A 14,314-nucleotide genomic window follows, 5' to 3' on the forward strand; every position below is an offset into this window, starting at 1 on the left:
AATCTGCCATACCTGCGGCCGCATTTCCAGTGTCCCGTGCGAACGTTCGGGGGCGCTGTGGCAGCTCAGCACTTCGGCGATGCGCGCGGGGTACATGGATTGCACGCCTGGACACCGCAACGCAAACCGTCCGGAGGTCTTCACAATGCGCGTCAGGGAGCTGCTGGGGCGAGGCCGCTCGCCCGTCATCACGATTGATTCAGAGGCACGGGTCGATGCAGCGGTACGGCTGATGATCGAGCACCGGATCGGCGCCCTGCCGGTCATGAGCGGTGGCAGGGTCGTCGGCATCGTCAATGAGCGCGATGTCGTCGAGCTGCTCGGCAATCAGTACGGCGACATCCGCGGGATCAATCTTTCGCGGATCATGCGACGGGCACCCACGTGCAATATCGACGACGACGTGCGGACCCTGATGGCGCGGATGACGGGCGAGAGGCTGCGTCACTTCATCGTCATGGACGGGGAGAAGCTCAGCGGCATCGTCTCCGTCGGCGACATCGTCAAGCGCCGGCTCGACGACCTGGAGCTCGAGACCGGCGTCCTGCGCGACTACGTGGCGGGTCAGCGGGTCAGCTAGGACCCTTCGGGCAGCGGATGACACGGGCGGCGGGTTGCGTCGCCCGTGCGCGCGTCGCACAATTTCCGGCGGTTCCCCCCTCTACAACCCGGAAGGATCATGGCGATGAAGCGCATGCTGCTCCCCCTGATCGCGCTCCTGTGTGTGGCACTGCCGGCCGCGGCCCAGTCGTCGTACACGATGGAGCAGGTCAGGAGCTATCCGTTCCCCAACGAGCTTGCCGCTGCGGCGGAGGTCGCGCGCATCGCGTGGGCGTTCAACGAGGAAGGCCGCCGCAACATCTACGTGGCCGAGGCCCCCGACTGGCGCGCGCGGAAGCTGACCTCGTACGACACGGACGATGGCCAGGTGCTGACGCGTGTGCAGCTCTCGCCCGACGGCCGCTGGGTCGTGTACCGACGCGGCGGCGACGACGCGAACTGGGACCAGGACAACTGGGGCCTCGCGGCCGTCAACGCGGCATCGATGCCCGTGCAGCCGAAGATCGAGCTGTGGGCCGTGCCGTTCGACGGCGGCGAGGCGCGCGTGCTGGCGGAGGGGGGCGATGGGCCGGTGATCGCGCCGTCGGGGGACGCGGTGCTCTTCGAGCGCAACCGCCAGGTCTGGTCGGTGCCGATCGACGGGTCTGCACCGGCGAAGCAGCTCTTCTTCGCGCGCGGCGTGAACGGCAGCATCGAGTTCTCCCCGGACGGCGAGCGCCTCGCCTTCGTGTCCAACCGTGGCACGCACTCGATGATCGGGATCTTCCAGGACAGCGTCACGCCGATCACGTGGATCTCGCCCAGCACCCACCGCGACGGCTCGCCGCGCTGGTCGCCGGACGGAACGTCGCTCGCATTCGTGCGCCGGGGCGGGAGCGGCGGACCGCCGCAGCCGATCCTGGAGCGGCGCCACCAGCCATGGTCGATCCGTGTCGCCGACGCACGCACGGGCGAATCGCGCGAGGTGTGGCGGGCGCCGGAGACGCTGGAGGGCTCGCCACCCTCGACACAGGGCTGGACCAACCTGCACTGGGCGGCGGGCAACCGCCTGGTGTTCCAGTCCTACCACGACGGTTGGCCGCACCTCTACTCGATCGATGCGGTGCGCGGCGGTGAGCCACTGCTGCTGACGCCCGGCGACTACCAGGTCGAGTTCGCCTCGATGTCGCCGGATGGCCGGTATGTCGTCTTCGCGGGCAATGCAGGTGACACACCAGGCGACATCGACCGCCGCCACATCGTGAAGGCACCGATCGATCGCAGCGCACCGCAGGTGCTGACACCGGGCACAGGGCTCGAGTGGACGCCCGTCGTGACCGGCGATGGTGCGACGATCGCGCTGATCAGTGCGACTGCCCAGCGCCCACCACTGCCGGCCGTGATGCCCGTGAACGGGGGACCGGTGCGGCTGATCGCGGAGGACCGCATCCCGGACGATTTCCCCACGCGCTCGCTCGTGATTCCGAAAAGCGTGACGTTCCGGGCGGACGACGGCGTCACGGTGCACGCGCAGGTGTTCGAGAAGGAGGGCGGCCCCGCACGCAAGCCGGCCGTCATCTTCATTCACGGAGGACCGCCGCGGCAGATGCTCGCGGGCTGGCACTACTCGGACTACTACGCGAATGCGTACGCGGCGCAGCAGTACTTCGCGGAGCTCGGTTTCGTCGCACTCTCGGTGAACTACCGGCTGGGCATCGGCTACGGCTTCGATTTCCACCGGCCGCCGAATGCCGGCGCGCAGGGTGCGGCTGAGTATCGCGACATCGTCGCCGCAGGTGAGTACCTGCGCTCGCTGCCCCAGGTAGATGCGGATCGCATCGGTGTGTGGGGCGGTTCGTACGGCGGCTACCTCACCGCAATGGCGCTCGCACGCGACTCGGACATGTTCGCTGCCGGCGTCGACATCCACGGGGTGCACAACTTCGCGGATCGTTTCACGGGACCCTCGAACCGCTACGAGCCGACGGACCGCGAGCAGGCTGCGGAGATCGGCTGGCGCTCCTCGCCGATCGCGTACATGGACACGTGGACGTCGCCGGTGCTGCTCATCCACGGCGACGACGACCGTAACGTGCGGTTCTCCGAGACGGTGGACCTCGCGCGGCGGCTCGAGCTGCAGGGTGTGCCGTTCGAGGAGCTGATCATACCGGACGACACGCATCACTTCCTGCGGCATGCGAACTGGATCCGGGTGAACGAGGCGACGGCGGAGTTCCTGGAAAAGCATCTTCGTTAGGGTTTTTGTACCACGGATCTACCACGGAGAGCACAGAGGGCACAGAGAATTTCGCTGAGGCCCTCGGCTGTCTGATGTCCCGGGTTTCTCCCGGCTGACGTGATGCACGGCGTTACAGGAGCTGTTTTCTCGCTGGAGGCGTGATGCGTGGTGTGATCAGAGCTGTTTTCTGTGCTGTCGGCTTCGCCGCCTTTGCGGCGGGGCCGGGGGGGCGGGGTGTGGCTGCGGGTGGTGCTGGCGATTCCGATGTCGCTTCATTCTCGCTGCCGTCAAACGCGACTGCTCCTGCCGCCGCCGATACGGCGGCGCTGCGCCGGGCGCTGGAGCGGGCGACGCAGGGGTATCATGGGGTGGTCGGGATCAGTGTTCGGAACCTGGCTTCGGGTGAGTCTGTGTCGCTGCGGGGCGGGGAGAAGTTTTCCTCTGCGTCGCTGATCAAGGTGCCGATCCTGGTGACGCTGCTGGACGAGGTGAACGAGGGGCGGATGCGCCTCGATGAGAGGGTGTCGCTCACGATGCGCGATCGCGTGGGCGGGTCGGGGGTGCTCAAGCACATGGGCTCCGGGCTCGCACCAACCCTGGAGGACCTCGCCTGGCTGATGATCGTGCTGTCGGACAATACCGCGACGAACCTGCTGCTCGACCGGCTCGACATCGGGACGGTCTGGCAGAAGACGGAGGCGCTCGGGCTGCCGCAGAGCAAGGTGCACTCCAAGACGTTCCGGCGGCAGACGTCGATCGCGCCGGACTCGTCGGTGAAGTACGGGTTCGGTGTGGCGGTGCCGGACGAGATCACACAGCTGTTCGCGCTGCTGCACCAGGGGCGAGCGGTGTCGCCTGCGATGGATTCGCTCGCGCTCGACATGCTGCATGCCAACCAGGACGGCACGATGCTGGTGCGCTGGCTGCCGTCGGACACGCGCGTGGCGCACAAGAGCGGGCAGGTGAACGAGGCGCGCAACGACTGCGGCATCATGTACACGCCGGCGGCGCCAATCGCGATCTGCGTGATGACGCGCGAGAACGAGGACACGTCGTACGGCGTGGATGCGGAGCCGCACCTGCTGGTGGCGCGCGTCGCGCGCGAGGTGTTCCGGCACTACAACCCGGACGTCGAGCTGCCGGCGCTGCCCGAGGTCCGGGACTGAGGCAGCGGCGGGCGTCGCAATCCGTTGGTCCACGGATGCGCCCCGGGCCCCGTCCGTGCGCGGCGGCGCCCGGGGGATCACGTGGTCGTGTCCTGCCCGATGAAGTGTCGGACGGGGGCGAGCGTACTCGCACTGGCAGACTAGTTGCCCTCCAGCCGGGGAGTCACTCAACAGGGGAGCAGCAATGCCAGCGAGAATCGTGACCGACGCCAGCGGGCTGCGCTGGGACGTCGTGCAGGAGCAGGGCAGCGACAGCGTCGTGTTCCGCCACCAGTCCGGGCGCGAGGTGCGCACGCAGCTCGGTGCGCCGCTCGACTCGCAGTCGACGGAGGACCTGCTCGATGCGCTGGACCGGGCGCAGCGGGAGCGGGGCGGGCAGGAGACCGGACACGAAGGGGAAGACGTGACGCGCGGCGAGGGGTATGTTGCCGGGTCCTGAGTAGTGTCGTCGCGAGCTGAGTCACGGAGCGAATGGGATACCGGAGTCTGGAGGAGTGCGTCACCGACCTGGAGGCGCACGGCCACCTTGTGCGGGTCAGGGAGGACGTCGATCCGCACCTCGAGATGGCGGCGGTCCACGAGCGGGTGTTCGCGGCGGGCGGCCCGGCGATCCTGTTCGAGAATGTGCGCGGCACGCCCTTCCGCGCGGTGTCCAACCTGTTCGGCACGATCGAGCGTGCGCGCTTTCTCTTCCGTGACACACTCGCGCGCGTGCAGACGCTGGTCGGGCTGAAGTACGATCCGGTCCAGGCGCTTCGTCATCCATTCCGCCACTTCTCGTCAGCCACCCTCGCCCCGTCCGCGCTGCCGCGGCGTGTGCGCAGCGCGCCCGTGCTCCAAGGTCAGACGCGCATGGGTGCCCTGCCGCAGATCGTGAACTGGCCGGACGACGGCGGACCGTTCGTGACGTTGCCGCAGGTCTATACCGAGGACGTGACGAAGCCGGGTGTCATGGGTGCAAACCTCGGGATGTACCGCATCCAGATGGCCGGCAACGACTACGTCCAGGACCGCGAGATCGGGCTGCACTACCAGATCCACAGGGGCATCGGCGTTCACCAGGCGCGCGCCAATGCGGCGGGGCAGCCGCTGCAGGTCAGCATCTTCGTCGGCGGGCCGCCCGCACACACGCTCGCCGCCGTGATGCCGCTGCCGGAAGGACTGCCGGAGGTGGTGTTCGCAGGCGTGCTCGGCAACCGTGCGTTCCGCTACCTGCGCGACGACGCCGGCCGCTGCATCTCGGCGGACGCGGACTTCGTGATCACCGGCACCGTGCATCCGCACGAGACGAAGCCGGAAGGACCGTTCGGCGATCACCTCGGCTACTACAGCCTGGTGCACGACTTCCCCGTGATGCGCGTGGAGCGCGTGTACCACCGAAGGGGCGCGATCTGGCCATTCACGGTGGTGGGACGCCCGCCGCAGGAGGACACCGCGTTCGGCGCGCTGATCCACGAGCTGACCGGCGACGCGATCCCGCAGGAGATTCCGGGGCTCCATGCAGTGCACGCGGTCGACGCAGCGGGCGTGCACCCGCTGCTGCTCGCGATCGGCAGCGAGCGCTACACGCCCTTCATGCGTGAGCGTCGGCCGCAGGAGATCCTGACCATCGCGAATCACATCTTCGGCAAGAACCAGCTCAGCCTGGCGAAATACCTGTTCATCACCGCACACGAGGACGACCCGTCACTCGACATCCACGACGTGGGCGCATTCCTGCGCCACGTGCTGGAGCGCATCGACCTCACGCGCGACCTGCACTTTCAGACCCGCACGACGATCGACACGCTCGACTACAGCGGTACCGGACTCAACGAGGGCTCCAAGGTCGCAATTGCGGCGGCGGGTGAGCGACGACGCGAGCTCTGGTCAGCGCTGCCGGAGGGCGTGCGGCTGCCGCGGCCGTTCGATGCGCACGCCATGGTGATGCCGGGCGTCGTTGCAGTAGAGGGACCTGCGTTCAGAAGTCACGAGGCCGCGGCAGGTGAGATCGCGGCGTTCGCCCGCGAGCTGGAGTCGTACGACCTCGCCGGCGTTCCGCTCATTGTGCTGTGCGACGACGCCACGTTCTGCGCCGCGTCCATCGCGAACTTCGTGTGGGTCACCTTCACACGCAGCAACCCGTCGCACGACGTGCACGGCGTCGGCGCGTTCATCGAGCACAAGCACTGGGGCTGCCGCGGCCCACTGATCATCGACGCGCGCGCGAAACCGCATCACGCCCCGCCGCTGGTGCCGGATCCCGCGGTGGAGAAGCGGGTGGACCGGCTGGGGGCGAGGGGAGCGTCACTGCACGGGATCATCTAGGGGGTGCGGGCGAGGGTGCTGCTTCTCGCGTGGGGTTGGGGCCGTCGTGGGGCACTGCGGGGCGTGGGAGCTGCGGAGCCCGGGGCCGGGGGCCTGGGCCGGGGAGGGCAGGCATCGTTGCACGCGTTCGAGTCTGGCGGAATGCGCTCAACGTTTCGCCGGGATGGTCGCAGCCAACGTTGCGCGCGATCGAGTCTGACGGAATGCGCGCAACGTTTCCCTGGGATGGTCGCAGCCAACGTTGCACGCGTTCGGGTCTGGCGGAATGCGCGCAACGTTTCCTTTGATTATCGCAGCTAACGTTGCACGCGTTCAGGCTTGGCGGCATGTGCGCAACGTTGCCTTTGATAATCAGAGCCAACGTTGCACGCGTTCGGTTCCAGCGGAATGCGCGCAACGTTTCCTTTGATCGCAGCCCGCCCGAACTGTCACGGCGCCGCGCCACCTCGCGACACCAGCAAGCCGGTTTGCCGCCTCCGCCCCTCCGCCCCTCCGCCCCTCCGCCCCTCCGGGCCGGCCGTGCCTCGGTGCACTGCTGCTGCTGGCCGGCGTCGGAGCAACGGTGGCGGCGCTCCGTTGTGCGGCGGGCGCGCGTGCTGAACTGAGCTGACGGCTCGCCGCCGCGGTTACGCCTCGGGCAACGAATCCACCAGCTCGACCATCCGTTGCCGCGTCGCATCGTCCGGCAACTCACCCGTGGCGGCGCCCAGGTTGTCGAGCATGTGGCGCGGCTGGCTGGTGGCCGGGGTGATCACGGTCACGGCGGGGTGTGCGGCGATGAACTTGAGGAAGAACTGGGCCCAGCTCGCCGCGCCGAACTCTGCGGCCCAGTCGGGCAGCTCGCGTCCTTCGACGCGACTCCAGAGGCGCGTCCGACCGAAGGGCAGGTAGACCATGACCCCGATCTTCCGCTCCTGCGCGAGCGGCAGGATCGTTTCCTCGACGCCGCGGTTGTCGATGGCATAATCGACGCCGATGAAGTCGAGCGGCTCGTTGCGCATGATCGACTCGAGCTCGTCGTACTGCCGCTCGCTGGTCGAGGTCACGCCGATATAGCGGACGCGCTTCTGCTGCTTGAGCTCCTTCAGAATCGCGAGCTGCGTCGGCACGTCGCCCAGGTTGTGCACCTGGATGAGATCGATCACGGATGTGTGCAGTCGGCGGAACGACTGCTCGATCTGTGCGCGGGCGGCGGCCGGGTCCGCGCTGCCACCGTCGCGGCCGGCGACGTTGACCTTGGTTGCCCAGAAGATCCGGTCGGTGATGCCCAGCTCGTGGGCGAGCTGCCCTGCGACCTCTTCGGACGCGCCGTAACCCGGTGCCGTGTCGAAGACCGTGCCGCCGTTGTCGACGAGCGTGCGCAGCACCTCCCGCAGTGCGCTCACGTCTTCCGAGCGGGCGACCCGCGAGAAGGTGGCCGAGCTGCCGAGGCCGACCAGCGGGAGCTCCTCGCCCGTCGAGGGGATCGGCCGCGTGATCAGCTTCAGCTTGCGCGGAGCACGCGCGGCGCGCAGGAGGCGCGGGTCCAGTGCGAGGGCGGCGCCCGCGCCGAGCGCGAGGCCCAGCCATTCCCGTCGATTGATCATGTGAGTCTCCGGTCCGGTGGTCGTTGGGCCGTTCTTCCGCAAGATGTCACACCGCCACCCAGGCGGCAAAAGCAGCGGGACAGGACGCGCTGCCCTTGTGATACGGATGGCGCGCCCGCAGGATACGCGCGTGAATCCGGCATTTGCATGGGCCGTTGCCGGCCTCGTACTCCTCCTGGGCAGTGCGGTGTTCCGCCTGGGCGGACGCGGTATCGAAGTGATCGCGGGTGGGCTCACCCCGGTGGAATGGCTGGCGCTGCTGCTGCTGACCGTGGTGTTCGTGGTGGGTGAGGGCTACTTCGCGCTCGCGCGGAAGTGGGTCCCACGAACGCTGGGTCGGGCGGCTGCCCTGCGTGCCGAGCCGCGACTGCTGCCGCGCCTGCTAGCCCCCTTCCATGCCATGGGCCTCGTGTTCGTGCCGTGGCGCACCGCGCTGCGACACTGGGCGGGCGTCGTGGCAATCGTTGCCGCAGTCCTGATCGTGCGCGCATTTCCGGATCCCTGGCGCGGCATCGTCGACTTCGCTGTTGCCGCAGCGCTCGCAGTCGGCGTGATCGCGCTGCTCGCCCGTGCGGGCCGCCATCCGGACCCGTCCTAGACCAGCTCCAGCGTTTTCTTCCCTGTCGCGGCCTGGTGGATGTTGGTCGTGTGCGCGCGGATGCGACGGTACTCCGTCAACAGCGTCGTGAACACCAGGCTCAGGTTGGCGTCCACGTACCCTTCGGTCATGCGCTGCAGGTGCTCCTCGCGCAGCGCACGCACGCGGTTGGCGATCGCGTCGTTGGCAGCGCGCGCATCGGCGTCGGGAATCGTGGTCCGCTCGGCATAGGCCTCGCTCACGCGCCGCAGGTAGGATGCGACGTCGTCGTGCAGCGCCAGCAGCTCCTCGCGCGGGCCGTCCGGCAGCGGGATGTTCATGTCCCGCAGCCGGAGGAAATTCTTCAGGACGCTCGCCAGCCGGTCGCTGATCGACTCGTACTCGTGTGCGATGCGGAACTGCTGCCGTCCCTCCTCCGCCACGGAGTACGGGACGTTGGCGTCCAGCACTTCCGTCAGGAACTGCACGATCTCGCGCTGCACGTTGTCGAGGATCTCCTCGCGGTGGAATGCCTTCTGGATCAGCTCCTCGTTCTGCGGGTCCTCGAACGCGATGGTCCGTACCCAGTCCATCATCCGGAGCGGGCCCTGCGCCATCTGCACGACCTCGCCGCGACTCTGCTCGACACCCAGCACGGGTGAGTCCACGCCGCGCGCATCCAGGTGCAGCAGGCGCGTGACTTCGCGATGCTCCGGCTCCGGCACGATCCGCTCGAGCAGCCGGGAGTAGCGGGGCAGGAAGGGCAGGAACAGCAGGGTGTTCAGTACGTTGAAGCCCGTATGCGTCAGGGCGATGCCGGCCGTTACCACCGTGGCAAAGACCAGCGGCGCGGTCGTATCGAGCGAGACCAGCATCGGGTTCAGGCCGTGGATCGACTCGATCAGCCCGGAGACGATGCGGATGTACCACTGGAAGATGGCCGTGATCCAGAGTACGCCGAACACGTTGAAGAGCACGTGACCGTATGCTGCGCGCTTCGCCTCGGTGTTTGCGCCCAGCGACGCGAGCACGGCCGTGATCGTGGTGCCGATGTTCTCGCCGAGCACCAGTGCGGCGGCCGTCGTGAACGGGATGACGCCGGTGGAGGCGAGCCCGATCGTGATGCCCAGCGTCGCCGAGCTGCTCTGTACGATCAGGGTCAGGATGCAGCCGACCAGGACCGCGCGCAGCACCCCGAAGTAGCTGTCGGCCCGGAACCAGGCGAAGGCGTCGATGAACGCCTGGTTCTCGGCCAGGGGGGCAAAGCCGTCCTTCATCAGCTCGAGGCCGAAGAAGATCATGCCCAGCCCCATCACGGCCATGGCGATGAAGCGCGGCCGGTCCTTGCGCGTGAACAGGTAGACCAGCGCACCGACGCCGAGCAGGGGCAGGCCGTAGTCGCCGATGTTCAGCACCAGGATCCAGCCGGTGATCGTCGTGCCGATGTTCGCGCCGACGATCACGCCGATCGCCTGGTGGAGCTGCATCAGCCCCGCGTTGACCAGCCCGACGACGATCACGGTCGTCACGGACGAGGACTGGACCAGCATCGTAACCAGCGTACCGGCGCCGACCGCGAGCACGCGGTTGTCGGTGACCAGGCTGATCAGCCGGCGCAGGGAATTGCCGGCCACGGCCTGCATTCCCTCCGACATGTACTTCATGCCGAGCATGAAGATGCCCAGGCCGCCGATCACTGCCATGACGATGGGAAGGGCGGTGGCGAGAACTGCAGTCACGAATGGTCTCTGATACGGGTCAGCAGGGTCGCACGCCGGCGGCAGACCGGCCCGGAAAGCTGCGTGACGTGGCCGTTACAATCAAGCATCGATTGTAACGACCGTTGTCTGCGGGCTCAGCGGTCAGGTCGGAATCCAGAGCAGGACGACCTGGTCCACGCGGATGTCGGTGCGGTCCAGCGGGATCCGGTGGCTGGTCACCCGCTCCGCGGCCTCATTCCAGCGATCGGCGATCGCCTGCAGCTCGTCGGCGAGGTCCTGCTCGAGGTCTGCGATCCCGGCCTCGACGTCCTGCGCCTTGCCCCTGGCACTTTCCAGCCGCTCCTTCGTGCGGACCGTCGTGGAGCGGCGGGAGGCGAAGCCGGACAGGCTGCGGGTGCTCCGGCGGCCGCCCAGGAACATGGAGAGCAGCGCCCCGGCCCCGGCGACCAGCTCCTGCTGCGAGCGGGACCGCGTGTCCACGTCCAGCTCCTGGACCCGCCGCTCCGCGTCGCGCAGCCGCTGCTGCAGGCGTGCGACCTTCTGCTCGTACCGGTCGCGCAGCTTTGCGGCTTCCGCGTCCGCCTGCTCGTCGGCAGCAGCGCGGCAGCGCTCGACGAACGCGCGTTCGTCCTCCCCCACGCGCGCGTACAGCTTCAGCTCTTCGTTGCGCAGGATCTCGATGCTGCGCTCGCGGTAGAGCCACTCCTCGAGGTCGCGCTGCAGGTCGCGGTAGAACGACGCCTCGCGCACGCCGGCGTCGGGGATCACGTACACGACGTCCTGCGGCGGCTCCGTCCGCAAGTCACGGTCGTCGTAGTCGACGCTGCGGGCGTCGGCGGCCCGCATGTGGGGTGAGAGCGGATACCACACGCACTCCCACGTCTCCGTGTGGTCGATGCCCGACGCGCGGTCGTCGAAGCGGAGGTGCACGCGCGCCGCGACTGCGGCCTCCATGCGTCGGCCATTCGCGCGCGCACCCAGCTCCGCGGCCCACGGAGCGGCCGGATCCAGGTAGCGCACGGGCACCGATGCCGGCGGCGCCGGTGCGACCACGGCGGCGTCGTGATGGTCCTCGCGCGCGGCAGGCGTTGCGCCGGAAGGTGCGGCACGCGACGCGGCCGGCGCGCGCACGTCGCCTGAGGCAGACCCTGCTGCCGGCGCCGGGACGTCGCCTGCGGCCGCCGCCACGCCGCCCGGCCGCGCCGGCATGGCCTTGTTCGTTCCGGCGGCGATGCCCTGCATCAGCCGTTCGATCTCGACGCGCGTGAGCGGGCCACGGAGGTACGACATCGCCCAGCGCGTGGTGAACCGGCGCGGCGCGCCGCCGCGGGTGGTGTGCAGCAGGAACTGCCGCTTGCCGAGTCCGCCGATCGCCGTTGCGAGCGCACCGAGGTCCGTGTCGCCTGCCGCCGCACGCATGCCCTCGACGATGCGGTCCTTGTCCCGCTCGGTCTGCAGCCGACCGATCATCCAGGTGCCCGCGTTGGACATCGCCTTGTAGTCGAGATCGACGGGGTTCTGCGTGGAAAGCACCAGTCCGACGCCGTGCGCGCGGGCCTGCTTCAGGATCGTGAGGATCGGCTTTTTCGACGGCGGCTCCGCTGTCGGCGGCGCGAAGCCGAACACCTCGTCCATGTAGACGAGCGCCCGCAGCTCGCTCGTGCCGGGCTGACGTCGCATCCAGCTCACCAGCTTCGACAGCAGCAGCGTCACGACGAACTGCCGCTCGGCGTCCGACAGGTGCGCCAGTGTCACGATCGCGCCGCGCGGCCTGCCATCGGCCGTGAACAGCATGCGCTGGATGTCCAGCGGAGCGCCCTCGAGCCACGTTGCGAACGCGGGCGAGGCGAGCAGGGCGTTGAGCTGTATGGCGAGTGCCATCCGCTGGTCGGCGGGGAAGAACGTGTCGAGGTCGAAGACGCCGAGCTTGCGGATCGGCGGACTGGCGACCTGCGCGACCAGCGTGGCGAGGTCGATCGGCTCGCCGGCCTCCCACGCACGCGCGACCAGGTTGGACAGCAGGATGTGCTCGCGGCCGGCCACCGGGTCCGCCGGCCGATCGATCAGCGTGAGCACACCGGATACGAACGCCTCGATCTCGTCGGCGCGCGCTTCCGCGTCCGCGTCGGGGGAGGGTTCCAGCGCGCCCAGCACGTTGAGCGGCACGCCGCTGGTCGAGCCGGGCGTGTAGATCGCGAGATCTGCCGCGTCCTTGAGCGTCTGCATGCGTGCGCCGTCGATGCCCCACGACGCGAGGCCGTCGCGCCAGGTGCCGGCGGCCTTCGTTGCAGCGTCGGCGCCCGGCGTCCCCGCGGTGTCGACCCACGGCTGGAAGTCGGAGGCCTGCAGGCCGGGGAAGTTGAGCAGCAGGTTGCCCATGTCGCCCTTGGGGTCGATGACGAGCACGGGGACCTGCTGCAGCAGTGCTTCCTCGAGCAGCACGACGCCCAGGCCGGTCTTGCCGGACCCGGTCATCCCGACGATCACGCCGTGGGTGGTCAGGTCGGCGGGATCGATCTCGATGCGCGTGTCAGTGCGCTGTGCGGCGTCGTCCAGCGCCGCACCGAGCCACAGCACTCGTTGTGAGCTCAACGCGTTCGTCTCCTACCGGTTGCGGTTCGTGGGGCGCTGTGCACCGTTCTGCACCGGCTCGACCGCGGTCCCGGCGCGCTCGCCCGGCCGCGCCATGTCCAGCTCCGTCCGGAACCGGATCGCATCGCCCGCCTGGCCCGTCGCCGGTGCGACGGTCTGCGGCGGGGCGTCGAGCAGCGGCAGCTCGCCCGACGGGATCTCGTCACCATAGAGCGCGAGCGAGCCGAGACGCGCGTAGTTGATCGCCAGGCCGAGCACGCGCACGGCTTCCTGGTCGGCGTGGAAGCCCATCGAGTTCTCGGCTTCGATGAAGTCGGTCAGGAACTGCGCGCGCTTGTGGTATGTGCGGGCCGCAGTCAGCCGCTGCGCGTCCAGGTTGTTCGCGGCCTCGGCGCGGATCGACTTCGCAAGATCCAGCACCGCGTCGATCGCGACGTTGCGCATCTGGTACGTGCGATCCTGGATCGTGTGCACGCGCGCGGACAGCTCCTCCTCCGTCCAGCGGTGGCACGTCTGGCAGGCGTTGTTGATGTTGAGCAGAGGGCTGCGCACCCAGTGGTCGCTCACCTTCATTGCGCCCGTGCGCTCGTACGGCATGTGGCAGTCGGCGCACATCACGCCGCTGCGGGCGTGCACGCCCTGCATGTACATCTCGAACTCGGGGTGCTGCGCCTTGAGCACACGCGCCTCGCTGATCGCGTGCGTCCAGTCGGTGAAACCGACCTCCTCGTAATAGGCCAGGATCTCGTCGGCACGCAGGCCGTTGGCCCATGGATAGGTGAGGCGCTTCTCGTCGCCCTGGAAGTAGTACTCCACGTGGCACTGTGCGCACACGAACGTGCGCATCTCCTGGCGTGTCGCGTCCGTGTTCACGTCGAAATCGTCCCGGCCGCGCGACGCCATGAACGTGCGGATGCCTTCCATGAAGCCCGGGCGTGTGACGCGCAACTCCATTGTCGCCGGATCGTGGCAGTCGATGCAGGCGACCGGATGCTCGGCGAGCGCCGCGGCTTCCTGGTAGGGCATCTGGTTGACCGCCTCGAACCCGGCGATCAGGTCGCCGTTGCCGGCATCGCGGTAGACCGTGTAGACCGAGGCATGACAGTGCAGGCAGGTGCCGGGCTGCTGCACCACGTTCTGCCGCTCCGTGAAGACCTGGTCGATGAACATGTAGGCGTGACCGCGCTCCTCGCGGAAATCCGTCGCGAACGCGTAGCCCGCCCAGAACTCGCGCAGGCGCGGGTCCTCCACGAGCCGGGAGGTCGAGACCGTGTCACGCGGATCGCTCGTCGTAGGGTGCTGCACCATGGCTTCACTGCCGCCGTAGCGCGTGCGCGTCATGTCCACGGTGCGCCGGTACGAGTCGTACTGCTGCGGGAAGTTCTGCCCCCAGATCGCGGGGTCCACGATCGAATCGTTCAGCTCGACGACGCGGTAGAACGGATTGCGCGCCTCCTGCTGCCGCTCGAAGATGTTCGTCAGCAGCGCCGCGAGCCCGAGCGTAACGACCGCCGCGATGACCGCCGCACCCACGATCCACCACGCCGGGACCCTGCGTCCACGTTCCTCGCGCTCAGCCATGTCCG

At 68.5% G+C, this 14,314-nt stretch carries 10 protein-coding genes; 6 read left to right on the forward strand and 4 right to left on the reverse strand.

Annotation, left to right across the window (positions count from 1 at the left end):
- Positions 1 to 145: 145 nt before the first annotated feature.
- From VFU06_01350 to VFU06_01370, 5 genes are all read left to right on the forward strand, one after another.
- Positions 146 to 580: a CBS domain-containing protein gene (locus tag VFU06_01350; protein HEU5208028.1), complete on the forward strand. Its 435-nt coding sequence runs from the start codon at positions 146 to 148 to the stop codon at positions 578 to 580.
- A 99-nt stretch (positions 581 to 679) separates the two neighbouring features.
- A complete protein-coding gene (locus VFU06_01355) occupies positions 680 to 2,797 on the forward strand; it encodes a prolyl oligopeptidase family serine peptidase (protein HEU5208029.1) in 2,118 nt (705 codons plus the stop codon).
- A gap of 152 nt (positions 2,798 to 2,949) precedes the next feature.
- The gene (locus tag VFU06_01360; GenBank protein HEU5208030.1) at positions 2,950 to 3,945 is read left to right on the forward strand and encodes a serine hydrolase; all 996 of its coding nucleotides are present in this window, start codon (positions 2,950 to 2,952) and stop codon (positions 3,943 to 3,945) included.
- 184 nt (positions 3,946 to 4,129) lie between these two features.
- A complete protein-coding gene (locus VFU06_01365) occupies positions 4,130 to 4,384 on the forward strand; it encodes a hypothetical protein (GenBank protein ID HEU5208031.1) in 255 nt (84 codons plus the stop codon).
- 32 nt (positions 4,385 to 4,416) lie between these two features.
- Positions 4,417 to 6,252, forward strand: coding sequence for a UbiD family decarboxylase (locus tag VFU06_01370; GenBank protein ID HEU5208032.1), 1,836 nt, complete (start codon positions 4,417 to 4,419; stop codon positions 6,250 to 6,252).
- Positions 6,253 to 6,878: 626 nt separating this feature from the next.
- Here VFU06_01370 and VFU06_01375 read toward each other — a convergent pair.
- The gene (locus tag VFU06_01375; protein HEU5208033.1) at positions 6,879 to 7,838 is read right to left on the reverse strand and encodes an aldo/keto reductase; all 960 of its coding nucleotides are present in this window, start codon (positions 7,836 to 7,838) and stop codon (positions 6,879 to 6,881) included.
- Positions 7,839 to 7,968: 130 nt separating this feature from the next.
- Between VFU06_01375 and VFU06_01380 the strand changes: the two genes are divergently transcribed.
- Positions 7,969 to 8,436, forward strand: a complete 468-nt coding sequence (locus VFU06_01380) for a hypothetical protein (GenBank protein ID HEU5208034.1) — start codon at positions 7,969 to 7,971, stop codon at positions 8,434 to 8,436.
- Here the strand turns inward: VFU06_01380 and VFU06_01385 are convergent.
- From VFU06_01385 to VFU06_01395, 3 genes are all read right to left on the reverse strand, one after another.
- On the reverse strand, positions 8,433 to 10,154 hold the full coding sequence (locus VFU06_01385) for a Na/Pi cotransporter family protein (protein ID HEU5208035.1): 1,722 nt from the start codon (positions 10,152 to 10,154) through the stop codon (positions 8,433 to 8,435). The two genes, VFU06_01380 and VFU06_01385, sit on opposite strands and share 4 nt — an antisense overlap.
- A 123-nt stretch (positions 10,155 to 10,277) precedes the next feature.
- Positions 10,278 to 12,728: a DUF87 domain-containing protein gene (locus tag VFU06_01390; GenBank protein ID HEU5208036.1), complete on the reverse strand. Its 2,451-nt coding sequence runs from the start codon at positions 12,726 to 12,728 to the stop codon at positions 10,278 to 10,280.
- 12 nt (positions 12,729 to 12,740) lie between these two features.
- The gene (locus tag VFU06_01395; protein ID HEU5208037.1) at positions 12,741 to 14,309 is read right to left on the reverse strand and encodes an ammonia-forming cytochrome c nitrite reductase subunit c552; all 1,569 of its coding nucleotides are present in this window, start codon (positions 14,307 to 14,309) and stop codon (positions 12,741 to 12,743) included.
- Positions 14,310 to 14,314: the final 5 nt, after the last annotated feature.

It is taken from the genome of Longimicrobiales bacterium, assembly GCA_035764935.1.
In the GTDB taxonomy this organism is placed as follows: Bacteria; Gemmatimonadota; Gemmatimonadetes; order Longimicrobiales; family RSA9; genus DASTYK01.

What these genes read in the sequence shown, in the direction of transcription:
- VFU06_01350 (HEU5208028.1), top strand. Translation starts at nt 146, where the DNA reads ATGCGCGTCAGGGAGCTGCTGGGGCGAGGCCGCTCGCCCGTCATCACG.
- VFU06_01355 (HEU5208029.1), top strand. Translation starts at nt 680, where the DNA reads ATGGCGATGAAGCGCATGCTGCTCCCCCTGATCGCGCTCCTGTGTGTG.
- VFU06_01365 (HEU5208031.1), top strand. Translation starts at nt 4,130, where the DNA reads ATGCCAGCGAGAATCGTGACCGACGCCAGCGGGCTGCGCTGGGACGTC.
- VFU06_01370 (HEU5208032.1), top strand. Translation starts at nt 4,417, where the DNA reads ATGGGATACCGGAGTCTGGAGGAGTGCGTCACCGACCTGGAGGCGCAC.
- VFU06_01375 (HEU5208033.1), bottom strand. Translation starts at nt 7,838, where the DNA reads ATGATCAATCGACGGGAATGGCTGGGCCTCGCGCTCGGCGCGGGCGCC.
- VFU06_01395 (HEU5208037.1), bottom strand. Translation starts at nt 14,309, where the DNA reads ATGGCTGAGCGCGAGGAACGTGGACGCAGGGTCCCGGCGTGGTGGATC.